The organism is bacterium (assembly GCA_022763185.1).
Lineage (GTDB): Bacteria > Bdellovibrionota_G > JALEGL01 > JALEGL01 > JALEGL01 > JALEGL01.
This window is the reverse complement of sequence record JALEGL010000008.1, coordinates 68587-91396: the sequence shown is the minus strand read 5'-3', so window position 1 is coordinate 91396 and position 22810 is coordinate 68587. Positions and strand designations below refer to the sequence as shown.

The window sequence follows — 22810 nt, the reverse complement described above, 5'->3', positions numbered from 1 at the left end:
TTGTATAAAAACAGAGCATGAAAAATTTTTTATTTGCCTGTTTGGGATTGTTCTTTTTTCATACCTATGGTTTTGCTCAAGCCCCCAATCAATCAAAATTCAAAACTTTTTCACACAGTCAAGCTCGGCTCATCGCACAACATAATAATATAGCCATCTCTGATCATTCCCCATCAACACACCTTGCTTTTCAGATAAAACTCAATGAAGGCTGGCATACTTACTGGAAAAACCCAGGAGACTCCGGCGCTCCTGCAACGTTAACGTTTACTGCAAAAGGGCTTGAGTTTTATGAAACTCAATGGCCTACCCCAGTAAGAATAGACACACCTCCTCTGACGTCTTTTGCCTATAAAGATGAACTTATTTTACTTGTTCCGATTAGGCTTCTCCCAGAACATAACGCTAAATCACCTCTTGATATTACGCTAGATGCTCAATGGCTGGTTTGTAAAGAAGAATGTGTTCCTGAGTTTGGACAGTTTGAGCTTAAGCTTGATATTGTTGATGCTTCTTCACTGACGGTCAACCAGGATATTCAAAACACGTTTAATCGTTTTAACACGCAGCAAGCAAATACACCGATTCAAAACTATACTTTAAAAGATCAAAAACAAAGCACTCAGCTTAACTTGGTTCTTCCAAAATCCACTTCAAAGCTGAATATTAAAGATTATGATTTTTTAGTTGAAGAACCTTCTATTCTTTCTTACAAAAAACCTAAAGTTACGGCTGAACAACAAAACTTAAGCCTTGAGTTTGAAAAAACTCAAGCCCTTGATGTTGATAGCATCAAAGGGCTGCTCTTAATTCACACCGAAAACACTCACCACTATTTTTTGGTTAATACTGAAGGGTCAGAGCCAGCACTTCAAACGACTCAAATTTTATCAGAATCTCAGTCGAATAAAGACGCTCCTTCTTTATGGTTGATGATTATTTTTGCTTTTATAGGAGGTGCCATTTTAAACCTAATGCCCTGTGTATTTCCCATTATTTCCTTAAAACTTATTTCATTGGTTCATCATCAGAAAAACTCGTATAAAGACATTCGTAAAGATGCCGGACTGTTTATTGTTGGCTGTATTACTTGTTTTCAAAGCATAGCTTTATGCATTGTTGCCTTAAAACAAATGGGGCTTTCTCTTGGCTGGGGGTTTCAACTTCAATCTCCATGGTTTATTTTAACACTCTCTTTTGTATTTTTAATCTTAGCCTTGAGCTTTGTTGATTTAATTCATATTGAACTTCCAGGTTTATCAAAGCTCAATCAACAACTCAGTGGGGTTAAGAAGTCACAATCTTTTTTTACAGGTTTTCTTGCAGTTCTCTTGGCTTCACCTTGTTCAGCTCCATTTATGGGCGTCTCTTTGGGCTATGCTCTCACTCAAACTATGGTTTATATTTTAGTTATTTTTCTATTTTTGGGTCTTGGATTTACCCTACCCTATCTCTACATCTTCTTTTTTCCAAAACACATCCCTAGCCTTCCCAAAAGCGGACCCTGGTTGAATACATTTAAACATATTTTATTTTTCCCCATGTTGGCTACTCTACTTTGGCTTTCCTGGCTTTATGGCCAGCTGCAATCGATCAATCATATGTTCTGGCTTCTGTTTTCACTTTTATTTTTTGCCAGTGTTATATTTATCTTAAAATTTAAGCGCACTTTATCAAAAGTTTTTCTATATTTTATTCTTATATTTAATTTAAGCATTGGCATCTTTGCTTTAAACAAATGTTTGCCTGATACAGTCGTTGATAAAACAAGTGCATCGCAAAAGTATTCTGGTTTATGGCTTGATTTTTCTCCGCAAACTCTACAAAATCATCTTGAACAAAAACATCATGTATTCATTGATTTCACAGCCGATTGGTGTGTAACGTGTAAAGTCAATGAGAGCATCACCTTCAATAATAAAAATGTTTTAGACTTTGTTGAAACCAACAATATTGTGATGATTAAAGCTGACTGGACTCACTATGACGCAAGCATTACAGATTTTTTAAAGCGTTTTAACCGGGCCAGTGTTCCTTTGTATATTTATTACCATCAAGGGCAAAATCCTATTGTTTTACCAGAGATTCTTACACCCAAAGTTTTTATGGACAGACTGACAAAATAAGATACAACTGAACAAAACTTTTGGGAGGATTAGAATCATGTCTACAATCAAGAATATACTTTTTACTGTCATTGCTTTATGTTCATTGAGTTTTGCTGCCAATATTGGCCAGAAAGCGCCAGCTTTTTCTGCCATAGGTCACGATGGTAAAACCTACAGTCTAGAGAACTTAAAAGGTAAATACATTGTTTTAGAATGGTTTAACCCTAGCTGCCCCTATGTTAAAAAACATTATAACAGCAAAAATTTGCCCAATATTCAAAAAGAAGCCAAGTCTGATAAAAAACACCCGCTTGTCTGGCTCAGTATAAGTTCTTCGTACAAAAAACACCCCGCTTACTTTAGTAACGATGAAGCAAAAAAAATCATGTCTGATTTTGACTCCAATGCCGATGCGTTTATCATTGATGAATCAGGCGAAATAGGCAAAGCCTTCGGTGCCAGTGCTACCCCCCATATATTTATTATTGATCCAGAGGGTAAGCTAATTTATCAAGGAGGTGTTGATGGTGGCAAAAATGCTAATTCACTTAAAGCTTCTTCTATTAAAAGCGCTGAGCATAAGTACTTAAAAGATGTTTTATTCAATCGTATTTTTAAAGGTAAAACCATTGAGAGTGAAATCGCTAGCACCAGAGCCATTGGCTGCTCTGTGAAATACAAGCCTACAAACTAAAGCGATAAAAACAACCAAGTAATTCAGTATTTTTAAGTTTAATGGGACAAGTATTATTTTTTACGCCTCTTGTTGTTTACTTTTTGATATTGTTTTCTGGTTTTTTTTTCATAAAAAAAACCAAACAGACAACAGATAAAAGTTACTTTCTCGCCAATAGAAACATTGGCCTTGTTCCTTCAGTGTTGTCTGTTGTAGCCACTGAAACCTCGGTTGCTACCATTTTAATTTTTCCAGCTGTGGGGATGAGTTCGAGTTATCAACTGGCTTGGTTAGGCATGGGCTATATTATTGGCCGTTGGTTGGTCGCTTACTTTTACCTGCAAAAACTTTATGAACCCCACAAACTTTCTATTTATCAGACCATCTGTGGTAACAATGCAAATGCTAAAAAAGTTCTCAGTGCTGCATATTTGTTAGCAAAATTCATCTCCAGCGGTGTTCGCTTTTTTATGGCTGGCTATGCTCTTAACCAGTTGTTGAATATACCCATCGGAACATGCTTAATTATGATCACTTTCATTGTGGGTCTCTATAGTTTGTTGGGTGGACTACAAGCTGTTATTTTTACCGATCAAATCCAAGCGTACATCATTCTTTTGATGGGGTTTTTCCTCTGCATTCACTTTACTCAACATTACACTGTTGAAGATTGGTTTGCTCAAAGCTCTTGGATTAATACCCAAGCCAATCACCACAATGCTCTATACTTTATCTCTTTACTGATTGGTGGAATATTCATTCCCATTGGCAGTCATGGTGCTGATCAAGACCTAAATCAACGCGTCCTGGCCGTAAAAAGCCTGCCTGAAGCACAAAAAGCCATGGTGTTATCTGGTGTGGGCGCCACTTTGGTTATTGTTCTTTATTTGACGGTGGGTATTTTACTCAAACAATCCAACTTACATGGCTTAGATGCAAAGTCACCTTTGGTCAGTTATATGATGACCATCAACAACCCACTGTTTCTTGGTTCTTTTACAGTTTTGGTTTTTGCTGCGGCCATGTCCACTTTAGATTCTGCCATCAATTCAACAGGCGCCATTTGGAAATCTATCTTTAGCAGTGAACGCTCAGGCCAATACTGGTCATTTTTATCTTTGCTTTGCTTGTTGGGCTTTGCTCTACTGTTTATTCAAATCAATCAACACGCCAAAGATTTTTTAAGCTTAGCTATGGGATCTATGAACTATATTAATGGTGGCCTCATAGGTATTTTAAGTTTATTTGTTTTTCTAAAACGTCCGGTTAACACCAGCATGATTATCTCAGCTTTGTTGGGTGGTTTTTTTAGCACTGTATTTGCCAATTTTTACATCAAACCGGCTTTGGCTTGGTCATGGACTATTGTTTTATCCTCAACGCTAGCTTTTGCTTTGGGGCTTTTATTTGCAAAAAATCGTTCTTGATAAAGAAATCTCGAGGTTAAACAATAAACTTGATCTTTACTAGAGTTAAAGCCCCTCTTAGGCCTCCTGTGTTGCGACAATAAAAACCCTAAAATGACTAAAATAATATTGAAAAAATAAATAAATCCATTAGAAGGGACTCAGAATTATAACTTGGTGACCAGTGTTGTTTTTTACCGCTGAAATTACATCAAGATTATGTAAAAGAGTGCATGATAGAACTCTTAACACTACGAGGTAGGTATACACAGTGAAAACAATCAAGATCTCAAAAGGTATTACACTTCCCATTACTGGTGAAGTTGTTTCAAATGAAATCCACGACCTTAGCGCTCAGGCAAAAGACGTTGCTATTTTGGGCCCTGACTACAATGGCATGAAGCCTACAATTCTTACCAAAGTAGGTGATACCGTTAACATTGGCCAGGCCGTTTTTGAAGACAAAAAAAATCCTGGTGTTGTGTTTACCAGTCCAGTTGCGGGCACTGTTAAATCTATTAATCGTGGAGACAAACGTGTATTCCAATCTATGGTTATTGAAAAAAGTTCAGAGCAAAATCACGTAGATTTTAGTACTTATAACAATAACTTTGCAAACGGTGATTTTTCAAAAAACGATGTTCAAAAATTAATGCAAGAGTCCGGACTTTGGACAGCTTTGCGAACAAGACCTTACTCCAAAACACCTCAAGTTAACGCAAAACCCAAAGCTTTATTCATCACAGCCACAGACACAAATCCCTTTGCGCCTTACCCCAATAAAATCATTGCCAAGTTTCAAAAAGATTTTGACTTGGGTTTAAAAGCTATTAGCCTTTTAGCTCCTAAAACCTTTTTCTGTGTATCCAATCAACATGTTCAATACAACAACATACCAGACAATTGCGAAACCGTTTGTTTTGAAGGCCCTCACCCATCTGGGCTTGTAGGCACGCATATTCACTTTTTGGCTCCTGCCGATAAAAACCATGAAGTTTGGCATATTGGCTACCAAGACCTTATTGCTTTAGGCAAACTGCTTGCAACAGGAAAACTATGGACACAAAGAGTGATTAGCATTGCCGGCTCTGAATTTAAAGTGCCTAAGTTGGCTTTGGTAAGCTTGGGTGCTAATATTCTTCAAACCATAGATGGCAGTATAAAAGACATTTCAGAAGCAAGTGTTCGTTCAGGCTCGGTTTTTTCTGGAAGAAATCAGGATGAAATTTTTAATTACTTGGGACGTTTTCACTTACAAATCACTGCCTTAAAAGATGATACCGAAAGAGAACTTTTGGGTTGGCAAGGCCCAGGTTTTGACAAGTTCTCAGTTAAAAACTTGTTTTTATCAAAAATGATTCCTTTCATTAAACTTCCTTTTAGCAATTCTACACATGGTAGCCCACGCGCCATTGTTCCTACCGGTGCATTTGAAAGTGTATTTCCTCTTCATATTTTACCCGTACCATTGTTAAAAGCTTTGTGCATGCATGATATAGAAAATGCAGAGCAGCTAGGTTGCATTGAGCTAGATGAAGAAGACCTTGCCTTATGCACTTTTGCCTGTTCTGGTAAAAAAGATTACGGCCCAATGTTAAGAAACATTCTTACAGATTTGGAGAAAGGTTTATAATGAAACTTTTACGCAACAGTTTAGATAAAATTGGTACCCACTTTCATAAAGGCGGGAAATTAGAAAAACTTTACCCTCTTTATGAAGCCATTGACACTTTCTTGTATACTCCTGGAGAAACGACACAAGGCAGCGTACAAGTCAGAGATGCCATGGACCTTAAGCGAGTTATGGGGACTGTTGGCTTAGCCTTAATGCCTTGTATATTGTTTGCTTGTTATAACACTGGCTTACAGGCCAACTTGGCCATGGAAGCCATGGGTCTGGCAGTAAAAAGTGATTGGCGCGGCTCTGTTCTTTCATTTTTGGGTTTAGGCTATGATCCGGCAAATATTGTTCATTGTTTTGTGCATGGTTTACTGTATTTTGCACCCATATTTTTAGTGAGCAACTTGGCCGGTGGTTTATGTGAAGCAGCTTTTTCTATTGTTAGAAAACATGAGATCAATGAGGGCTTTTTGGTTACCGGACTGCTATACCCTTTAACGCTTCCAGCTACCATCCCCCTTTGGCAAGCTGCAGTAGGGATTATCTTTGCTGTTATCATAGGTAAAGAAGTTTTTGGTGGTACAGGTAAGAATTTTTTAAACCCTGCATTAACCGGTAGAGCTTTTTTATACTTTGCTTATCCTGCTCAAATCAGTGGTGATGCAGTATGGACTGCTGTTGACGGTTTTTCTGGAGCCACTGCTTTAGGCTTAGGCGCAATTGGCGGCTTTGATGCTATTCATGAAAGCGTCAGCTGGATGAATTCATTTTTAGGACTTATCCAAGGTTCCATGGGAGAAACATCTGTTGTTGCCGTCTTATTTGGTGCCGCGGTTCTTATTTTTACGGGTGTTGGCTCTTGGCGCATCATGTTATCAACCGTCATTGGTTTACTGAGTTTTTCTGCTTTGCTGTATGGCATAGGAAGTGAAAGCAACCCTATGTTTTCTGTACCTCCTCACTGGCATTTGGTTATTGGCGGCTTTGCATTTGCAACCGTATTCATGACAACAGATCCTGTGTCTGCGCCCATGAATAAATCTGCCAAATGGGCTTATGGTTTTCTCATTGGTTTTATGACCATTCTTATAAGAGTCATTAACCCAGCATTTCCAGAAGGTGTGATGTTGGCTATTTTATTTGCCAATGTTTTTGCTCCAGTGATGGACTATATTGTGATTTCTAAAAACATTAAATTACGCAAAAAAAGAACGCAAAAACTTTGGGGTGCACTGGAAGCAAACTCAAAAAGGAGTGCCGCATGAATAACGATTCAATCAAAAAAACACTTATTGTTTCATTAACGTTGTGTATTGTTTGTTCTATTTTAGTGTCCGGTGCTGCGGTTTTGTTAAGAGATAAGCAAGAACGCAACAAAGCACTGGACAAAAAGAAAAATATTTTGGTCACTGCTGGTCTTATCGATAAATCGGCAAATGCCGAAATCATTAACTCTGTTTTTGATAATTCAATAGAGCCTTTGCTGTATAACTTTGAAGATCAAAAGTTAAATACAGAGATTCCTGAAGCTTACGATCAAAGAAAAGCCGCCAAAGACCCTGAGCGTTCAACTAAAATTGAACAAGATTACGCCAACATTAAAACCAGAGCGAATAAAGGTTTAATTTATTTTGTCAAACAGGAAGGAGCCATAAAACAAATCATTTTACCTATTCATGGTAAAGGACTATGGTCTACCCTTTATGGTTTTATCTCATTGGATACAGATCTTAACACCGTTAAAGGTATTTCATTTTATGAACATCAAGAAACACCTGGTTTAGGTGGTGAGGTAGATAACCCTCAATGGCAAGCCAAGTGGCAAGGTAAAGTGATTTATAATGAAAACGGCAAACCTGCTATTGAAGTTATAAAAGGCCAGGTTGAAAGCAGTACGAGCAATGCTGACTATAAAGTGGATGGACTGTCTGGAGCAACAATAACATCCAGAGGTGTAAGCAATATGTTAAAGTATTGGTTCGGTGAAGAAGCTTACGGCCCATTATTAAAAAACTTAGACCTGAAAAAATTTAATAACCCATCATTAAGTCAAAACAACAAAACAACTTCAGAGCAAGGAGCAACAGATGTCAACTAAGACAAATGTTAAAAAAATAGTTCTAGACCCACTCTTTAATAACAATCCTATTGCACTGCAAATTCTGGGGATATGCTCTGCTCTAGCGGTTACAACCAAGCTTTCTACAACCATCACCATGTGTTTGGCTGTGACTTTTGTTGTTGCCTTTTCCAATGCCAGTGTCAGTTTAATTAGAAACCATATCCCGAGCAATATTCGTATTATTGTTCAGATGACCATTATTGCATCCTTTGTGATTTTGGTGGATCAGTTTTTAAAAGCTTATGCTTATGAAGTAAGCAAACAGATGTCAGTCTTTGTTGGATTAATCATCACCAACTGTATTGTGATGGGTAGAGCTGAAGCATTTGCTATGAAGAACCCTGTGCTTCCAAGCTTTTTAGATGGTATTGGTAACGGCTTGGGTTACAGCATTGTATTACTTTTTGTAGGGTTCTTCAGAGAACTGCTCGGTTCAGGTGCTATATTGGGCTATAAAGTGTTACCTCTAGCTTCTGAAGGCGGATGGTATCAGACCAATGGCTTGATGTTACTCTCTCCAAGTGCATTTTTTATTATTGGTATTTTTATTTGGGTTTTAAGAACTTTTAAAACCGAACAAGTTGAAAGGGATGAATAATCATGGAACATTATTTAAGTTTACTGTTTAAAGCCATTTTCGTAGAAAACCTGGCGCTTGCCTTTTTCTTGGGCATGTGTACTTTTTTGGCGGTTTCTAAAAAAGTAGATACAGCTTTTGGTTTAGGGATTGCGGTGGTTATTGTTCAGACTTTAACCGTTCCAATCAACAATGTCTTATATCAATTCATTATCAAAGAAGGTGCTTTGGAACGCTTTGGTATTGAGGGCGTTAACCTAAGCTTTTTAGGTTTAATCACTTACATTGGAGTTATTGCTGCCGTCGTTCAGGTTTTAGAAATGACTTTGGATAAGTTCTTTCCTGCTTTGTACAATGCTTTGGGTATTTTCTTGCCTTTGATTACTGTAAACTGCGCTATTTTGGGCGGCTCTTTGTTCATGGTTGAACGAGACTACAACTTTGCTGAAAGTATAACCTATGGTTTAGGTTCAGGCATTGGTTGGGGCTTAGCTATTGTGGCTTTGGCAGGAATTCGTGAAAAACTCAGATACAGCGATGTCCCTGATGGACTTAAAGGATTAGGCATAACATTTATTACCGTAGGCTTAATGTCATTGGCATTTATGGCTTTTGGTGGAATTCAACTATAAAGATAAGAGGCAATAAACAATGTTAGAAATTATCTTAGGTGTACTATTTTTTACCCTTATTGTTCTAGTTTTAGTTGCAGGTATATTGGCTGCACGAGCAAAACTGGTCAGTTCAGGCAAAGTCAATATTATTGTCAATGGTGATACAGACAACCCAATTCAAGCCAATGCAGGAGGCAAACTCCTTAACGTACTTGCGGACAAAAAATTATTTGTTTCTTCTGCTTGCGGTGGCGGCGGCACCTGTGGTCAGTGTACGGTCAAGGTTTTAGAAGGTGGTGGAGATATCTTACCTACTGAGCGTACCCAAATTAATAGATCAGAAGCTGCTGAAGGTGTCAGGCTCTCTTGCCAAGTTGCAGTAAAACAGGACATGAAAATTGAAGTCCCAGATGAAATTTTCTCCGTTAAAAAGTGGAAATGTAAAGTTAGATCCAATCATAACGTTGCTACATTCATCAAAGAACTGGTTTTAGAGTTGCCAGAGGGTGAAGATGTCAATTTTAAAGCGGGTGGCTATATTCAAATTGATATCCCAGAACATGATATTAAATTTGATAGTTTCATTGTTGAAGATGAATACAAAGAAGATTGGGATAAATTTAATCTATGGCAATATCGCTCAAACCCCTCAGAAGAAGTGGTGAGAGCTTATTCTATGGCCAATTACCCTGAAGAAAAAGGCATTATTATGCTCAACGTGAGAATAGCAACGCCTCCAAGACAAGCGCCTGACGCACCTCCTGGTATTGCATCCTCATACATATTCAATCTAAAACCTGGTGATGAAGTGACTATTTCTGGACCTTACGGTGAATTCTTTGCCAAAGATACCAAAGCCGAAATGATTTTTATTGGTGGTGGGGCAGGTATGGCCCCGATGCGCTCTCATATCTTTGATCAATTTAGACGTATTCATACAGATAGAAAAGTAAGTTTTTGGTATGGTGCAAGAAGCAAACGTGAAATGTTTTATGTAGAAGACTTTGACAGTATTGCTAAAGACAATGATAATTTTACCTGGAATGTTGCTCTGTCTGAGCCTTTACCAGAAGATAACTGGACTGGTTATACAGGCTTCATCCACAATGTCTTGTATGAAAACTATCTAAAAGATCACGAAGCTCCAGAAGATTGTGAGTATTACATTTGTGGTCCGCCTATGATGAATGCGGCTGTCTTTAAATTACTTGAAGACCTAGGCGTTGAACCAGAAAACATTCTATTTGACGACTTTGGCGGTTAATAAAAAAGGAGCTTTATACGCTCCTTTTTTGTTAAGTGAGGACAATACTTACTGAATACATAAAAACGACGAGACAATCCTATGAAAAATCACAGCTTACTCAAATTACTTTTTGTTTTTTCATTTCTCCTTACCCTCTCCTCCTGCGAAAAAAAAATTGTGCACATCAAAATCAATGGGAAAACCATGGGCACAACTTACACCATCACTCTTCCTAAACAAGAAAATATCAAAATCGATCCCTCAAAAATTCAAAGTGCAATAGATCAAAAATTAAACGCTATCAACCAAAGTTTATCTACCTATATTAAAGATTCTGAAATCTCTCGATTTAACAATTTTAAAGCCAACACCTGGATGAATATCAGCAAAGACATGTTTTTAGTGAGCCAAAAAGCTCAAGAAGTGGCCATTTTAACGGATTATTATTTTGACCCTACACTTGGTCCTCTTATTAATCTGTGGGGATTTGGCTATACTGAAAGTGTTGGGGTCCCAAAACAAAGTGAAATTGATGTGCTCTTGCCTTATATAGGCATGGATAAAATAGAGCTTGCGCAAAACATTGTTTATCAAATCAAGAAAAAATCAAGCTCTATTCAGCTAGACTACTCAGCCATCGCCAAAGGTTACGCGGTTGATGAAATCAGTTCATTATTGCTGTCTATGGGACATCAGCACCATTATGTTGAAATAGGTGGAGAGTTAAGCGTAAAAGGCTTTAGAGATGCAAAAAAACAAGCTTGGAAAGTGGCCATTGAAAAGCCTCAAATGAAGGAAACCAGTAAAAGAACCATTTTTAAAACTTTAAATTTAACAGACATGGCCATGGCAACATCAGGCGACTATCGCAATTTTTTTATGCATCAGGGTAAAAAATACAACCATACCTTGATTCCAAGTACGGGATACCCCAGCCAACACAAAACTCGTTCAGTCACGGTTTTACACAAAAACTGTATGGATGCTGATGCCTACGCTACAGGCTTACTGGCAATGGGGCATCCACAAGCCTTTAAACTGGCTAACAACCTGGGCTTGGCTGCCTTATTTATTGTAGAAAAGGATTCTGGACAACTTATGGCTTATACCAGCAATTATTTACTGGAATTAGAAAAGAAAACTAGATAAGAGAACACAACATGACTTACGTTTTAATCAGTATTGCTTTTTTTGCTTTGTTTTTTGTGCTGATGTCCCTGGGCTTACTGCAAGGCAAAGCCATCAAAGGCACTTGCGGCGGACTCAACAAATTTAAAACCGATGACGGAAGAACCATCTGCGAAGCCTGTGCTCCCAAAGAAGTTGAAGAATTAAAGCAACAAATTCTTAGTTCGTCGTAAGGCTTATTTTTTTTGCAATACAGTAGAGTCTTTTAAGCACTTAGACTTTCTTATAAAATAAAAAGAGAAAGAATATACTCCTATTGTAAATAGATGTTGGATAAGCTTATTCAGTTAGCTTTACTCACCATCTTGATATATTTCACTGTCTAACTTGTGTGAGCTCTTTATACGTTGAAAATGTCATCAAACTTGGGCTTTCAGTAACAAAATCAAACGTTACAACAACATCTCCCGATTCAATTAGCTTTAGAACATGTTTTTGTTTTTCTTCTAAAGAATACTCAATTGTTCCATAATCTGTACCTTCACGCAGGACAAAGGCTTCAATTAAAGCCATCAAAGTATCTTTAGGAATTTTGTCTTTAGGGATTAAAACTGGTTTGGGGCTATCCTCATCCAGCTCAACATGAATATTATTGTTTTCCATTACTTATCAAATATCTATTGACCTCAAGTTACTGCAGATTATTTTTATGAAGGTTCGGCTGATCGGGCTAGCGCCCTCAAGGCCTTCACTTCTCATAAAAATAATCGGAACAGCTGGCACAATTCTTAAACTTAAAGATTGTACAGTTATTTAAAGTCTAGAAGCTCTACCTCAAAAACCAAGGTAGCATTGGGAGGAATAACGCCACCAGCACCGTGCTCACCATAGGCCATACTTGAAGCAATGGTTAACTTACGTTTTTCTCCTTGCTTCATGCCCATAACACCTCTATCCCAGCCTTCAATAACTTGACCCGCACCTAAAGCAAACTCAAATGGCTCTCCACGGTCCACAGACGAATCAAACTTTGTGCCATCGGTTAACCAACCGGTATAATGTACTTTAACCCTAGCACCAGATTCAACTTCTGCACCTGTGCCCTCTTTTAATGTTTCAATATTTAAATCATTCATACACTCAACTTACGCAATAATTATCTAAAGCACAACAATTTGTGTGCAAAAATCAAGTTTATAGGTATATCATGAGTCTTCATGCTGGATGATGCACAAAACATTTTAAATACTCAATTTGGTTTTGATGATTTTAGAAAAGGTCAAGAAGCCATCATAGACTCAATTTTATCTGGCCAAGATACCTTGGCGGTTATGCCCACTGGTGGAGGTAAGTCTATTTGTTATCAAGTTCCAGCCTTGCAATTTAAGGGCTTAACTTTAGTGATTTCGCCGCTGATTTCCCTCATGCGTGACCAAGTTTCATTTTTAAACTCAAAAAATATTCCCGCTGGCTTTTTTCACTCTGCTCAAACAGCTGCTCAACGACGAATGATTTTTCAGAATATTGCCTATCATACCGCACGTAATGAAAGCTATCTTCTCTATGTTTCTCCAGAGCGTATACAAAATGAAAACTTTATGAATTGGTTGCAAGAGCAAGATCCCAAGCTTTTTGCTGTTGATGAAGCCCACTGCGTATCACAGTGGGGACATGATTTTAGAGAAGATTATGCTCGTTTGCATGACTTAAGAACAGTTCACCCAAATGTTCCTGTTTTAGCCACCACCGCAACCGCGACTCCCATGGTTCTTGATGATATTTCAGAGCAGCTTAGACTAAAAAAACCTCAAAAACACATTTATGGTTTTTATCGACCTAATTTATTCTATCAAGTTGAATACTGCAGCAATGAAAATTTAAAGTATGACTTTATTCATCAAGCTTTAAGTAAAGACCCTGATCATCGAATCATCATATACGCTGGAACACGCAAGCAATGTGAAAGTTTATTTGATCACTTTTTTAGTCAGTTTAGCAAAATTGCTTACTACCATGCGGGTTTAAGTGCAGATCAAAGAGATGATGTTCAAAACCGCTATGAATCTGGACAAATCAGAGTGCTCATTGCCACCAATGCTTTTGGTATGGGTGTCGATACGCCCAATGTTAGAAAAATCATTCACTATCAAATGCCTGCCAATATTGAATCTTATTACCAAGAAATAGGTAGAGCCGGCAGAGATGGTCAAAATGCTACCTGCATACTCTTGTATTCTAAAAAAGACTATGGCTTACAAAGCTTTTTCATCCGCCAAAGCAAAGCCAACCAAAAAATCATCCAAAACAAATGGAATGCCCTCGATGCCATGATCAATTATGCTGAAGGTGCTGAATGCCGTCACAGTGAAATTTTAACCTATTTCAAAGATACTCAGAGAATTGAAAACTGTGGCCATTGTGACAGCTGTTCACCCGATTCTAATCGTAAAGTTGTGTTGTCACCAACAATGCCAAAAACCAAACTCCGGAAAAAAGCAACTCCAACTGGCGCAAAAGCAAAAAAGAAAAAAGCATCCAGCAAAAAAAAAGTCATCCCAGTAGACAACCGCCCCTTGGACAATACTGAACTTTTGCGCATGAAACATCTCAAACAATGGCGCTATGATTACGCCAAGCAAAAAGATATTCCAGCTTTTATGGTTTTTAGCAATAAAACCTTGCATGACTTGGCCATGAAAAACCCACAATCCAAAACAGATTTAAAAGCTGTACATGGTTTAGGCAGCTATAAAATTAGACAGTTTGGTAAAGAGTTGGTTGAAGTTTTAGAAACTTCACCCTGAATATTATGCTTGCATTTCCACCTTCATATCCGCTATAGATAAGGAATGTATCGGGGGAAACATTTTATATTACTATTGCTTTTTGCACACACTACTTTTGCTCATGCACAAGGGTTGGAGTTTTTTGATAAGATTTATCAAGCGTTACAAAATAATCGTTATGTTCTTATTGAGAGCAATCCTGAAATGCAATTTGAATTGGATATGCATACAGGCAAAGAGTTTTTGGTTGTTGTTAATTATCAGTTAACTTTTTCGATGGGTAACAAAGTATTTGAACATGAACAACATCACCATCATTTATCTGTTTATATCAATAACTATGAGTCTAATTATATACTAGAGGATGGTATAATTTATGAGAAAGTCGATGATGTTCTTATGTACTATGAAGATCCAAAGCAGTATGCTTATATAAACAAGTACATGCCCGTGTTTTCAGACAGTAAAATCATTGTTTCTTGTGCACCTGAATATCAACAAACAATTGTTAAAACGCTGCAAAATTGGGAGGTGCTGTATGATGATAAAGTTTTCTCAACATCTAGTTACGCGATTGAAAATTATAATCGCTTTTTCAGAGCTATACAGAGGCTGGTAGATACCTTAGAGGATTCAAACTGTCAGTTAGCCAGCAGCTAAGTATATAGAACCACCTGTTAACACAATAAATTTCTAATGTGAGAGATCTTTATGTTAACTAACCTAGTTTAGGTTTAAATACCTTACTTTTTTTATCTTTTTGATGTAAATATTTACCATGCAGCTACACCATCATTCTAATTGGCAGAATATTCATGAATATTGGTTTAAAGATCTATCTCTAGATAAAACATACCTTAAGGAGCGAGGACAGCTCTGGTTTGGAAAAAATCCTGAGGTAGACCGCTATATGCGTGAACAATTTTTACCCTTATTGAAAGACTTTTCTGCAGGCAGACGGTTTTCTGAATGGAAATCCAACCCACAAAGCTATGTTTCGCTGATTGTTTTACTGGATCAATTTTCCAGAAATATCTTCAGAGACAGTGATCAAATGTATGCCTATGACCATGCGGCTCTCAACTTAGCTTTAGAAGGCTTAAAGAAAAATATAGACCAAGCCTTGCACCCCTTAGAAAAAGTGTTTTTTTACTTGCCCCTTGAGCATAGTGAGAACTTAAACATGCAACGATTAAGTCTTAAAATGTTCAAACAACTGATGGACAAAGACAAAACCTTCACTGAACACTATATTTATGCTGTTAAACATTACGATATTATTGCCCAGTTTGGACGTTTTCCTCATAGAAATAAAATTTTAAACCGCACCAGCAGCCCAGAAGAAATTGAATTTCTTAAACAACCTGGAAGTTCTTTTTAAGTGTCGTCTCCATAAAGCTCTTGATCCAATTGCTTGGCATACTTAGCATAGTCTTCTGATTTGTTTTTGGACTTGTCGTGCTCAGAAACCACATCTTCTTTGATAAAAGGCAGTTGTGCAGCTGATTTTTTCCCATCAGAAGACACAGGCTTCCTCCATGATAAAATAATTTTATACACCCCAAACATTAACAGCGGCATAAGAATAAAAGGTAGAATCCACAGTAAGAGGTTAAAGTTTTCTTTTTTTGGACTACTTAAAATTTTTTCTCCATACTCAGCCTCAAAATAAGCTAAAACCTCTGCATTACTTTTTCCAGCTAAAATTAAAGTCCTAACTTGCTCCCTAACGCCAAAAGCCATGCCTGAATTATCTTCAGCAACAGTTTTAGCCCAACAACAAGGGGCCATTAATCGTTTATCTATGGCTTGGGCTCGTTTTTCTTGCTCAGGATTCAACTGAGGGAGTTGGGCCTGAACACTACTACTCAACACAAGAATGATTACACTTATAAAAAATTTCAATGCATTCACATTTCATATATCTCGCATAATCTGCATTTGATCAAATTCTTGAGCAATGTGACTCATATTTACCTTCAAAAACCCAGTATCTATTTTTTCTTGATGATTGGCTTGATGAACGATATTAAGTTTTTATGCGCAATTATCTTCAACTTATGCAACACATTATGGAAAAGGGTGAAGACCGCACAGATAGAACTGGTGTAGGTACTCGATCATTGTTTGGCGCGCAGTTGCGCTTTAATTTACAAGAAGGTTTTCCTTTGGTCACCACCAAGAAATGTCATCTTAAATCTATTATTCATGAGCTGCTATGGTTTTTACAAGGCGACACCAACATTGCCTACCTCAAAGAAAATAAAGTCCGCATATGGGATGAATGGGCGGATGAAAAGGGTGACTTAGGTCCGGTGTATGGCAAACAATGGCGCAGTTGGCAAACGCCTAACAATGAAAGTATTGACCAAATTCAAAATTTAATGCGTGGCTTAAAAAACAATCCGCACTCTCGGCGGCATATTGTTTCTGCCTGGAATGTAGCTGATGTAGAAAAAATGGCGCTTCCCCCTTGTCATACAATGTTTCAGTTTTATGTCTCTCTTAATAAAGAAAAACCCCGTTTGTCCTGTCAGCTTTACCAACGCTCTGCGGATTACTTTTTGGGCGTACCTTTTAATATTGCCAGCTATGCTTTACTCACCATGATGATTGCCAATGTCTTAGATTATGACTACGGTGACTTTGTCCACAGTTTTGGTGATGTGCATCTGTACCAAAATCACTTTGAACAAGTGCAAACCCAATTAAGTCGGGAAACTTTTCCTAAGCCTACGATGTTGATCAAGCGCAAACCTAAAGACATTTTTTCATATCACTACGATGACTTTGAACTGATCAACTATCAATGTCATCCTGCAATTAAAGCTGAGGTTGCTGTCTAAATGCTGATCTCTGCCATTGCTGCGCACAGCAAAAACAAAGTCATTGGTAAAAATAACGATATGCCTTGGCATATTCCGCAAGAGTTTGCTCACTTTAAACGCACAACCCTCAATCACCATATTTTAATGGGTCGCAAATCTTTAGAAGCCCTGCCCGGGGTATTACCCAAACGCACGCATTTGGTTGTTTCTAGACAAGAGCCAAGCATGACCCATCCCAGTGTCTTGTGGTTTAAAAGTATTGAATCCGCTATAACACATGCAAAAAATGCGGGAGAAACAGAGCTGTTTATTTGTGGGGGCGCACAAATTTATGAACAATGCTTAGAGTTTTGTGATTACTTGTACTTGTCCGAAATTGATTTCAATATTCCAAATGGCGATGCCTTTTTTCCAGACTTTGATCAAACACAATGGGATATTGTTGAAGAAAAACAACATCCGGCTATCAGTGAAACACAACCCGCTTGGGTATTTAAAAAGTTTGCGCGTATCAAAACAAAGTAGCCAAAGGTACCGCGGCTACCTTTGGCTACTTTAATGTCTATTAAACCATTATTTGCCATACCGTACGGATATTTCTGGCTGACACTGTGGACAAAAAAAGCTGCTTCTGCCCCCTACTCTTAAATTTTTAATTGTATACTGTTTACAGCTTGGACAGGTCTCGTTGGCTTTACCATAGACTAAAAACTGATGTTGAAAATAGCCCTTCTCACCACCGGCTTGCTTAAAATCTTTGATGGTAGATCCACCTGCTTCAATGGCCAGAGATAAAACACTTTTAATACTTTTAACCAATTGTTTAAGATTAAACTCACTAATATCTTTGGCAGGTGTCAAAGGATGAAGCTTACTTTGGAACAAGGCTTCACAGGCATAAATATTTCCCACACCTACAACACAGCGTTGATCCATAATCACAGATTTAATGGCCGCCGTTTTATTCTTGCAGTAGTTTTGTAAATAGTTATGATTGAATTGATCGGATAATGGCTCAGGACCTAAATGCTTTAAAAATTTATGCTCTGAAATATTTTTTTGCTTAGATATATCTATAAACCCAAACCGTCTTGGGTCATTGTAAACCAAGGTTTGATCACCTTTAAATCCTATAACAAAGTGATCATGCTTTCTTATATCCTTGGCTTTAAACTCTCTCCATGATCCCGTCATCCCCAAGTGACTGATCATGATATGTTGATCAAAGTGCCATAAAATATACTTGGCTCTCCTTGAAAAATACTGAAGCTTTTGACCAAATAGGGTCTGGTCAATGTTTTCTGGCAGGTCAAAACGTAATTTTTTTGTATAGACTTGAATATGGTTGACCTCAGCTTCTTTCTCGATCAATTGAGAAAGCCCTTGACACACAGTTTCAACTTCTGGAAGTTCCGGCATATGACATAGGCCATATCTATTTTTTAACCGTTAAACAAGAAATAGCCTTACAGATTCTTTACAAATTGTTTTGAGCATGGTCTAAGGCAAAGTACTGTGTTCATTGACGGTCGCAAAAAACTGAGCAAACAAGAAATAAATGAATTTCCATTTTTACAGTATCCCGGTACCATTCATATTGTTCAAGACTATGAACAGCAAATTGAAGTTTGCCAACATTTAAACAAAGAAGAAATTTTAGGCTTTGATACAGAAACACGGCCTAACTTTAGAAAAGGACAAAACAATCCTGTGGCACTTCTACAACTGGCAACAAAAACCGATGCTTATTTATTTCAGCTGAAACAACAAGCCCTAAGTCCAGATTTATCAAACATCTTAAGCTCAGCTAAAATTCTTAAACTGGGTGTAGCCGTTAGAGACGATATCATTGCTTTACAAAAACTTAGAGACTTTCAAGCTCAAGGCTTTATAGAGTTGGCTGATTTAGCAGAAGAAAAAGGCTTACAGAACTTTGGGCTCAATGCCTTAAGTGTCATTTTTACCGGTCATCGCTTAAAAAAAAGTGCTAAACTTTCTAATTGGGCAGCAAAGACCTTAAAAGACAAACAAATACATTATGCCGCTTGTGATGCTTATGTTTCTTTACTCATTCACGAAGGTCTTCTTAAACTTTAATACTCAGCCTAAATTAAACCCTTAGTGCGACTTCATTTTAGTGTTTAACTTTTTTCTTAAATGATTTGCAAAACACTTCATGACCAGAGCATGAACTTTTGCCTGAGTTAATGTATAAATAAACCAAGGTAAAGATGGTTTATAATCATGAATGGCTGCCAGAACATATCGATTATTAAGAACAGTTCTAAATTCAAGCCTACCTCTATTTTTCTCTGCAACCAATATACCCTTGTTGATATACAGCAACTGTCGATCTTTGTGACTCCGATGTTTATTTAACTTTAATGTTAATATCGTGAGCTTAAACAGTTTAAATTTAAATATAGATTGCTGAGAGATATAAACAATATCCACCAGTGGTTTCAAAACATGCTTTAACCATAAAAAGTAACGTTTTTTAATCCAATATGCGTCTTTGTTTTTTGGCAATGGCAATCTTTGCACTGAACGAACTGTTTTTCGTTGTGGCTTAAATCTAAAGAATGACTTTGATTTTTTTAAACTTAAATCTAGATTTTTTAAAATATCCAAATATCTCTGTTTTGTAAGTCCTTTTAACTCTTTATCTGGGCGAGTAACCATAGAGTACTTTAAAGATTCTATCAGTGGATAAACCAAATTTTTAGAACTTTGAGTAACAAGACTTACCCACAAGCTAGACAGCCTAGGTGTTAAGTAGGGAAAGCGAATAAAGAGCTTTCTTTTGTTCATGTGTGAAGCTGTTTGCTGCATCATCTCTAAATAGCTCAATGGCTCACAAGCTGCCAGATCATAGGTTTTTCCAACATGTTCTTTTTTTAAGATTATGCGTGTAATAGACTGTACCACTGTTTTTAAATCAACCGGAGATGTTAAGTTTTGTGTCCATTTAGGACAAACCATAACAGGCAAGCGCTGAACCAATTTCAACATGATTTGAAATGACGAGCCTTGTGTACCAACAATTAGACCTGCTCTAAAAATAGTTAGTGGTAAGTTATGCTCTTTAAAGACTTGCTCTACTTCCAATCTACTTTGCAAATGCAACGATAAATCTTCTTGCTCAGGGATTAGGCCTCCAAGGTAGATAATATGCTTATTGTTTCTTAGTTTTAGAACCCTGGCAAAATTATCCGCTAAAATCAGGTCATAGTCTGCAAAAGAGCCCTGATCTAAAGCTGCGGTAGGGACCATAGAGTGAACCAAGTAAATTGCACAGTCTACTTTTTCTGGCAAAGCCTCTTCTATTGATTTTAGAGAAAACAAATCACACTCTCGCCAGGTAAGCCTTGGATGAAGCGTACTCATTTTACTTCTTGATAAAGCAAAAACAGTTGCTGATTGAAAACGCTCAAGGATTTGCGGAATAATGGCTTGGCCTATGTAACCACTGGCACCGGCAATAACAATATTTATATTTGTACTATCCATAATAAGCTTTAAAAAAAGTATTCTCTACTGGATAACCAAATTTATCGCTATTGACTAGCAATAAACTTTATCCTTTCAGCTTTTCCGTTTTTTGATCTATTTTAGCAAACAGTGCGGCTACCATAGCTTTTCTTTCATTCTCTCCCTGGGGTCTAAATGCACTTTGGTAGTTTTTAATTAACGGTTCATCAACTTCAGCTAAAAACCTTGAGGTGGCACTGGGCTTTAGTTTACCATGCTTTTTTCTTTCTTTGGCACGGGTTAAAACCAAATGCTCTTTGGCACGCGTGATCCCTACATAAAACAAGCGTCGCTCCTCACTAATATCTTGACCTAAACGTTGGTGGGGTAAAATTCCTTCTTCAACGCCGCTAATAATAACAACAGGAAATTCTAGTCCCTTACATGCATGAAGAGTCATGAGCTGAACAGAAGCACCATCTTTTTGATCTTCTTCAACATCACCTAAATCCATATTTTCAATAAATTTTAAAAATGACTGCGCATTTTTTCCACTTTTTTGAATGTATGCACCTAAGACTCTACAAAATGTTAAAACTAAATCCCAACGTTTTTGAGCAGTATGAATATCTTTAAAGGAACTGATGACCATGCGTTTATAGCCTATTTTTTCTAAGATTTTTACTAAAAGGTCTTCACATTTTTCTTTGCCGTTAAGCAAAATATCTTTGTACTCTTTGAGTTGCTGATGAAATTGATTTACGGCTTGCTGCGACTTTTCATTTAACCCCTCTAAACTTTTTTGGCTGGCTTTGAAGAAACTTATATTATGTGTTTGTGCATATTCAAAGATGGTTTGAATACTTTTTTCACCAATACCTTTACTTGGGGTATGCATTGCTCTTCTTACACTGATTTCATCTGGCCTAAACATACACTTTAAATAAGCTAAAATATCTTTGATTTCTTTGCGGCTAAAAAAGCCCGTTCCACCGGTTAAAACATAAGGTATTTGCTGCTTTCTTAAAGCTGCTTCAATCATCCCTCCTTGACTGTTAGATCGGTACAATAAAGCAATATCTTCGTTTTTATAGCCTTTGCTTTTAAAGTACTCTATCTGAGTAACCATGCCTTCAGATTCATCAACTTCATTGAGATAAAGAAAAACTTCTGGTTCATAGCCATCATCATCATAGCCTGAAGCCAATAGTTTTTTGCCATGACGGGTACTGTTTTTTGCAATAATATGGTTGGCTAAATCTAAAATTTTGGCTTTGGATCTATAGTTTCTTTCCAAGCGCACCACTTTGCAATTTTTGTATCTTTTTGGAAAATCTAAAATATGTTGGATTTGTGCTCCACGCCAACCATAAATAGACTGATCATCATCTCCAACCACAGTTAAATTTTGATGCTTTTGTGCTAAAAGTTTTAGCATTTGCATCTGTATGTCATTGGTGTCTTGAAATTCATCCACCATGATCTGTTGGAATTGATCTTGATACTGCTTCAGAATATCAGGTTTTTTTTCAAAGATTTCTATAGGTCCCAGGATTAAGCCCTCAAAATCAACAACACCCAAAGACCTCAGTCTTTCAATATATTTGGAGCATAAGGCTTCAGCCATATCTTGATAATCTTGTAAGTTATTGGCTATTTCTTTGCCAGCTCTAAGTGTTTGAATACAATTCAATAATGTATCCAGATCAAAATCACTTTTTTCACTATCAACTGTTGTCTTTAACAGTTCTTTTACAACCGACTGAGCATCACTTTGATCAATGACACCAAAGCGCTTGGGTAATCCTAAAACATTGTGATGTTTTTTGATGATGTCTAAACCAAAAGAATGAAAGGTACTGGCATAGATGGCTTGAGCTTGTTTTTTATCTAGCTTCTGCGCAACTCTAAACTTTAACTCTCTAGCCGCTTTGTTGGTAAAAGTCAGGACTAAAATAGCCTCTGCACGAGCAACTTCATCTAAAATTAGCCTCTGTGTACGTTGCACTAAAACTGTAGTTTTACCACTCCCTGCTCCAGCCAAAATAAGCAATGGGCCATAACTATGTTTTACTGCCTCAACTTGCTCTGGATTTAGTTTTTCTAGGTAACGCTGCATGGGTATCAAACGTGACAACATACGTTGATATCAAAAGTTTTCAATTATTTTTTACTTTTTATTATTTCCCACAGGTTTCGTTTATGCTTTTGTGGTGATTTTCTTTTT

The 22810-nt window shown here is 37.3% G+C and carries 23 protein-coding genes; 17 read left to right on the top strand and 6 right to left on the bottom strand.

What is annotated here, in order from left to right; translation table 11 throughout:
• The first annotated feature begins 17 nt into the window (after positions 1 to 17).
• The 11 genes from MRY82_05540 (at position 18) to MRY82_05490 (ending at position 11731) form a co-directional block, all read left to right on the top strand.
• Positions 18 to 2126, top strand: coding sequence for a thioredoxin family protein (locus tag MRY82_05540; GenBank protein MCI5072389.1), 2109 nt, complete (start codon positions 18 to 20; stop codon positions 2124 to 2126).
• A gap of 37 nt (positions 2127 to 2163) precedes the next feature.
• Entirely contained in the window at positions 2164 to 2802 is a 639-nt protein-coding gene (locus MRY82_05535; GenBank protein ID MCI5072388.1) for a redoxin domain-containing protein, read from the top strand.
• Positions 2803 to 2843: 41 nt separating this feature from the next.
• Positions 2844 to 4211 carry a hypothetical protein gene (locus tag MRY82_05530; protein MCI5072387.1) on the top strand — a complete coding sequence of 456 codons (1368 nt, stop codon included), beginning with the start codon at positions 2844 to 2846 and terminating at the stop codon, positions 4209 to 4211.
• 250 nt (positions 4212 to 4461) lie between these two features.
• A complete protein-coding gene (locus MRY82_05525; GenBank protein ID MCI5072386.1) occupies positions 4462 to 5823 on the top strand; it encodes a Na(+)-translocating NADH-quinone reductase subunit A in 1362 nt (453 codons plus the stop codon).
• Positions 5823 to 7076, top strand: a complete 1254-nt coding sequence (locus MRY82_05520) for an NADH:ubiquinone reductase (Na(+)-transporting) subunit B (GenBank protein MCI5072385.1) — start codon at positions 5823 to 5825, stop codon at positions 7074 to 7076. The genes MRY82_05525 and MRY82_05520 overlap by 1 nt, the downstream gene beginning before the upstream one ends.
• Positions 7073 to 7909, top strand: a complete 837-nt coding sequence (locus MRY82_05515) for a Na(+)-translocating NADH-quinone reductase subunit C (protein ID MCI5072384.1) — start codon at positions 7073 to 7075, stop codon at positions 7907 to 7909. Before MRY82_05520 ends, MRY82_05515 begins: the two co-directional genes overlap by 4 nt.
• Positions 7899 to 8531 (top strand): NADH:ubiquinone reductase (Na(+)-transporting) subunit D, encoded by a 633-nt coding sequence (locus MRY82_05510; protein ID MCI5072383.1) that lies wholly within the window; start codon positions 7899 to 7901, stop codon positions 8529 to 8531. Before MRY82_05515 ends, MRY82_05510 begins: the two co-directional genes overlap by 11 nt.
• A 2-nt stretch (positions 8532 to 8533) precedes the next feature.
• Positions 8534 to 9142 carry an NADH:ubiquinone reductase (Na(+)-transporting) subunit E gene (gene nqrE, locus MRY82_05505; GenBank protein MCI5072382.1) on the top strand — a complete coding sequence of 203 codons (609 nt, stop codon included), beginning with the start codon at positions 8534 to 8536 and terminating at the stop codon, positions 9140 to 9142.
• Positions 9143 to 9161: 19 nt separating this feature from the next.
• On the top strand, positions 9162 to 10388 hold the full coding sequence (gene nqrF / locus MRY82_05500) for an NADH:ubiquinone reductase (Na(+)-transporting) subunit F (protein ID MCI5072381.1): 1227 nt from the start codon (positions 9162 to 9164) through the stop codon (positions 10386 to 10388).
• Positions 10389 to 10547: 159 nt separating this feature from the next.
• Positions 10548 to 11519: an FAD:protein FMN transferase gene (locus MRY82_05495; GenBank protein MCI5072380.1), complete on the top strand. Its 972-nt coding sequence runs from the start codon at positions 10548 to 10550 to the stop codon at positions 11517 to 11519.
• Positions 11520 to 11530: 11 nt separating this feature from the next.
• A complete protein-coding gene (locus tag MRY82_05490; protein MCI5072379.1) occupies positions 11531 to 11731 on the top strand; it encodes a DUF539 domain-containing protein in 201 nt (66 codons plus the stop codon).
• A 142-nt stretch (positions 11732 to 11873) separates the two neighbouring features.
• On the opposite strand, the gene MRY82_05485 is transcribed toward MRY82_05490, so the two are convergent.
• Positions 11874 to 12161, bottom strand: a complete 288-nt coding sequence (locus MRY82_05485) for a YheU family protein (GenBank protein ID MCI5072378.1) — start codon at positions 12159 to 12161, stop codon at positions 11874 to 11876.
• 146 nt (positions 12162 to 12307) lie between these two features.
• Positions 12308 to 12634, bottom strand: a complete 327-nt coding sequence (locus MRY82_05480; GenBank protein ID MCI5072377.1) for an FKBP-type peptidyl-prolyl cis-trans isomerase — start codon at positions 12632 to 12634, stop codon at positions 12308 to 12310.
• A gap of 81 nt (positions 12635 to 12715) precedes the next feature.
• On the opposite strand from MRY82_05480, the gene MRY82_05475 reads away from it, so the two are divergent.
• The 3 genes from MRY82_05475 to MRY82_05465 all read left to right on the top strand — a co-directional run bounded on the left by MRY82_05475 (position 12716) and on the right by MRY82_05465 (position 15665).
• Complete coding sequence (locus MRY82_05475) at positions 12716 to 14302, top strand: ATP-dependent DNA helicase (protein ID MCI5072376.1); 1587 nt, start codon at positions 12716 to 12718, stop codon at positions 14300 to 14302.
• Between the two features lie 45 nt (positions 14303 to 14347).
• Positions 14348 to 14944 carry a hypothetical protein gene (locus MRY82_05470; GenBank protein ID MCI5072375.1) on the top strand — a complete coding sequence of 199 codons (597 nt, stop codon included), beginning with the start codon at positions 14348 to 14350 and terminating at the stop codon, positions 14942 to 14944.
• A gap of 118 nt (positions 14945 to 15062) precedes the next feature.
• Complete coding sequence (locus MRY82_05465; GenBank protein MCI5072374.1) at positions 15063 to 15665, top strand: DUF924 domain-containing protein; 603 nt, start codon at positions 15063 to 15065, stop codon at positions 15663 to 15665.
• On the opposite strand, the gene MRY82_05460 is transcribed toward MRY82_05465, so the two are convergent.
• Positions 15662 to 16198 (bottom strand): cytochrome c-type biogenesis protein CcmH, encoded by a 537-nt coding sequence (locus tag MRY82_05460; GenBank protein MCI5072373.1) that lies wholly within the window; start codon positions 16196 to 16198, stop codon positions 15662 to 15664. The genes MRY82_05465 and MRY82_05460 overlap by 4 nt on opposite strands.
• 125 nt (positions 16199 to 16323) lie before the next feature.
• On the opposite strand from MRY82_05460, the gene MRY82_05455 reads away from it, so the two are divergent.
• Together MRY82_05455 and MRY82_05450 are read left to right on the top strand one after the other, a co-directional pair.
• Complete coding sequence (locus MRY82_05455; protein MCI5072372.1) at positions 16324 to 17130, top strand: thymidylate synthase; 807 nt, start codon at positions 16324 to 16326, stop codon at positions 17128 to 17130.
• Positions 17131 to 17637 carry a dihydrofolate reductase gene (locus MRY82_05450; protein ID MCI5072371.1) on the top strand — a complete coding sequence of 169 codons (507 nt, stop codon included), beginning with the start codon at positions 17131 to 17133 and terminating at the stop codon, positions 17635 to 17637.
• 48 nt (positions 17638 to 17685) lie between these two features.
• Here MRY82_05450 and mutM read toward each other — a convergent pair whose 3' ends face one another.
• Positions 17686 to 18531 (bottom strand): bifunctional DNA-formamidopyrimidine glycosylase/DNA-(apurinic or apyrimidinic site) lyase, encoded by an 846-nt coding sequence (mutM, locus tag MRY82_05445; protein MCI5072370.1) that lies wholly within the window; start codon positions 18529 to 18531, stop codon positions 17686 to 17688.
• Positions 18532 to 18627: 96 nt separating this feature from the next.
• Here mutM and MRY82_05440 point away from each other — a divergent pair, with 96 nt between their 5' ends.
• Positions 18628 to 19209 carry a 3'-5' exonuclease domain-containing protein 2 gene (locus tag MRY82_05440; protein MCI5072369.1) on the top strand — a complete coding sequence of 194 codons (582 nt, stop codon included), beginning with the start codon at positions 18628 to 18630 and terminating at the stop codon, positions 19207 to 19209.
• Between the two features lie 21 nt (positions 19210 to 19230).
• On the opposite strand, the gene MRY82_05435 is transcribed toward MRY82_05440, so the two are convergent.
• A complete protein-coding gene (locus MRY82_05435) occupies positions 19231 to 20622 on the bottom strand; it encodes an NAD-dependent epimerase/dehydratase family protein (protein ID MCI5072368.1) in 1392 nt (463 codons plus the stop codon).
• 67 nt (positions 20623 to 20689) lie between these two features.
• Positions 20690 to 22723, bottom strand: coding sequence for a UvrD-helicase domain-containing protein (locus MRY82_05430; GenBank protein MCI5072367.1), 2034 nt, complete (start codon positions 22721 to 22723; stop codon positions 20690 to 20692).
• Positions 22724 to 22810: the final 87 nt, after the last annotated feature.

What these genes read in the sequence shown, in the direction of transcription:
- MRY82_05475 (MCI5072376.1), top strand. Translation starts at nt 12,716, where the DNA reads ATGCTGGATGATGCACAAAACATTTTAAATACTCAATTTGGTTTTGAT.
- MRY82_05450 (MCI5072371.1), top strand. Translation starts at nt 17,131, where the DNA reads ATGCTGATCTCTGCCATTGCTGCGCACAGCAAAAACAAAGTCATTGGT.
- MRY82_05540 (MCI5072389.1), top strand. Translation starts at nt 18, where the DNA reads ATGAAAAATTTTTTATTTGCCTGTTTGGGATTGTTCTTTTTTCATACC.
- MRY82_05510 (MCI5072383.1), top strand. Translation starts at nt 7,899, where the DNA reads ATGTCAACTAAGACAAATGTTAAAAAAATAGTTCTAGACCCACTCTTT.
- mutM (MCI5072370.1), bottom strand. Translation starts at nt 18,531, where the DNA reads ATGCCGGAACTTCCAGAAGTTGAAACTGTGTGTCAAGGGCTTTCTCAA.
- MRY82_05480 (MCI5072377.1), bottom strand. Translation starts at nt 12,634, where the DNA reads ATGAATGATTTAAATATTGAAACATTAAAAGAGGGCACAGGTGCAGAA.
- MRY82_05485 (MCI5072378.1), bottom strand. Translation starts at nt 12,161, where the DNA reads ATGGAAAACAATAATATTCATGTTGAGCTGGATGAGGATAGCCCCAAA.
- MRY82_05535 (MCI5072388.1), top strand. Translation starts at nt 2,164, where the DNA reads ATGTCTACAATCAAGAATATACTTTTTACTGTCATTGCTTTATGTTCA.
- nqrF (MCI5072381.1), top strand. Translation starts at nt 9,162, where the DNA reads ATGTTAGAAATTATCTTAGGTGTACTATTTTTTACCCTTATTGTTCTA.
- MRY82_05455 (MCI5072372.1), top strand. Translation starts at nt 16,324, where the DNA reads ATGCGCAATTATCTTCAACTTATGCAACACATTATGGAAAAGGGTGAA.
- MRY82_05430 (MCI5072367.1), bottom strand. Translation starts at nt 22,723, where the DNA reads ATGTTGTCACGTTTGATACCCATGCAGCGTTACCTAGAAAAACTAAAT.
- MRY82_05520 (MCI5072385.1), top strand. Translation starts at nt 5,823, where the DNA reads ATGAAACTTTTACGCAACAGTTTAGATAAAATTGGTACCCACTTTCAT.
- MRY82_05470 (MCI5072375.1), top strand. Translation starts at nt 14,348, where the DNA reads ATGTATCGGGGGAAACATTTTATATTACTATTGCTTTTTGCACACACT.
- MRY82_05465 (MCI5072374.1), top strand. Translation starts at nt 15,063, where the DNA reads ATGCAGCTACACCATCATTCTAATTGGCAGAATATTCATGAATATTGG.
- MRY82_05435 (MCI5072368.1), bottom strand. Translation starts at nt 20,622, where the DNA reads ATGGATAGTACAAATATAAATATTGTTATTGCCGGTGCCAGTGGTTAC.
- MRY82_05530 (MCI5072387.1), top strand. Translation starts at nt 2,844, where the DNA reads ATGGGACAAGTATTATTTTTTACGCCTCTTGTTGTTTACTTTTTGATA.
- MRY82_05515 (MCI5072384.1), top strand. Translation starts at nt 7,073, where the DNA reads ATGAATAACGATTCAATCAAAAAAACACTTATTGTTTCATTAACGTTG.
- MRY82_05490 (MCI5072379.1), top strand. Translation starts at nt 11,531, where the DNA reads ATGACTTACGTTTTAATCAGTATTGCTTTTTTTGCTTTGTTTTTTGTG.
- nqrE (MCI5072382.1), top strand. Translation starts at nt 8,534, where the DNA reads ATGGAACATTATTTAAGTTTACTGTTTAAAGCCATTTTCGTAGAAAAC.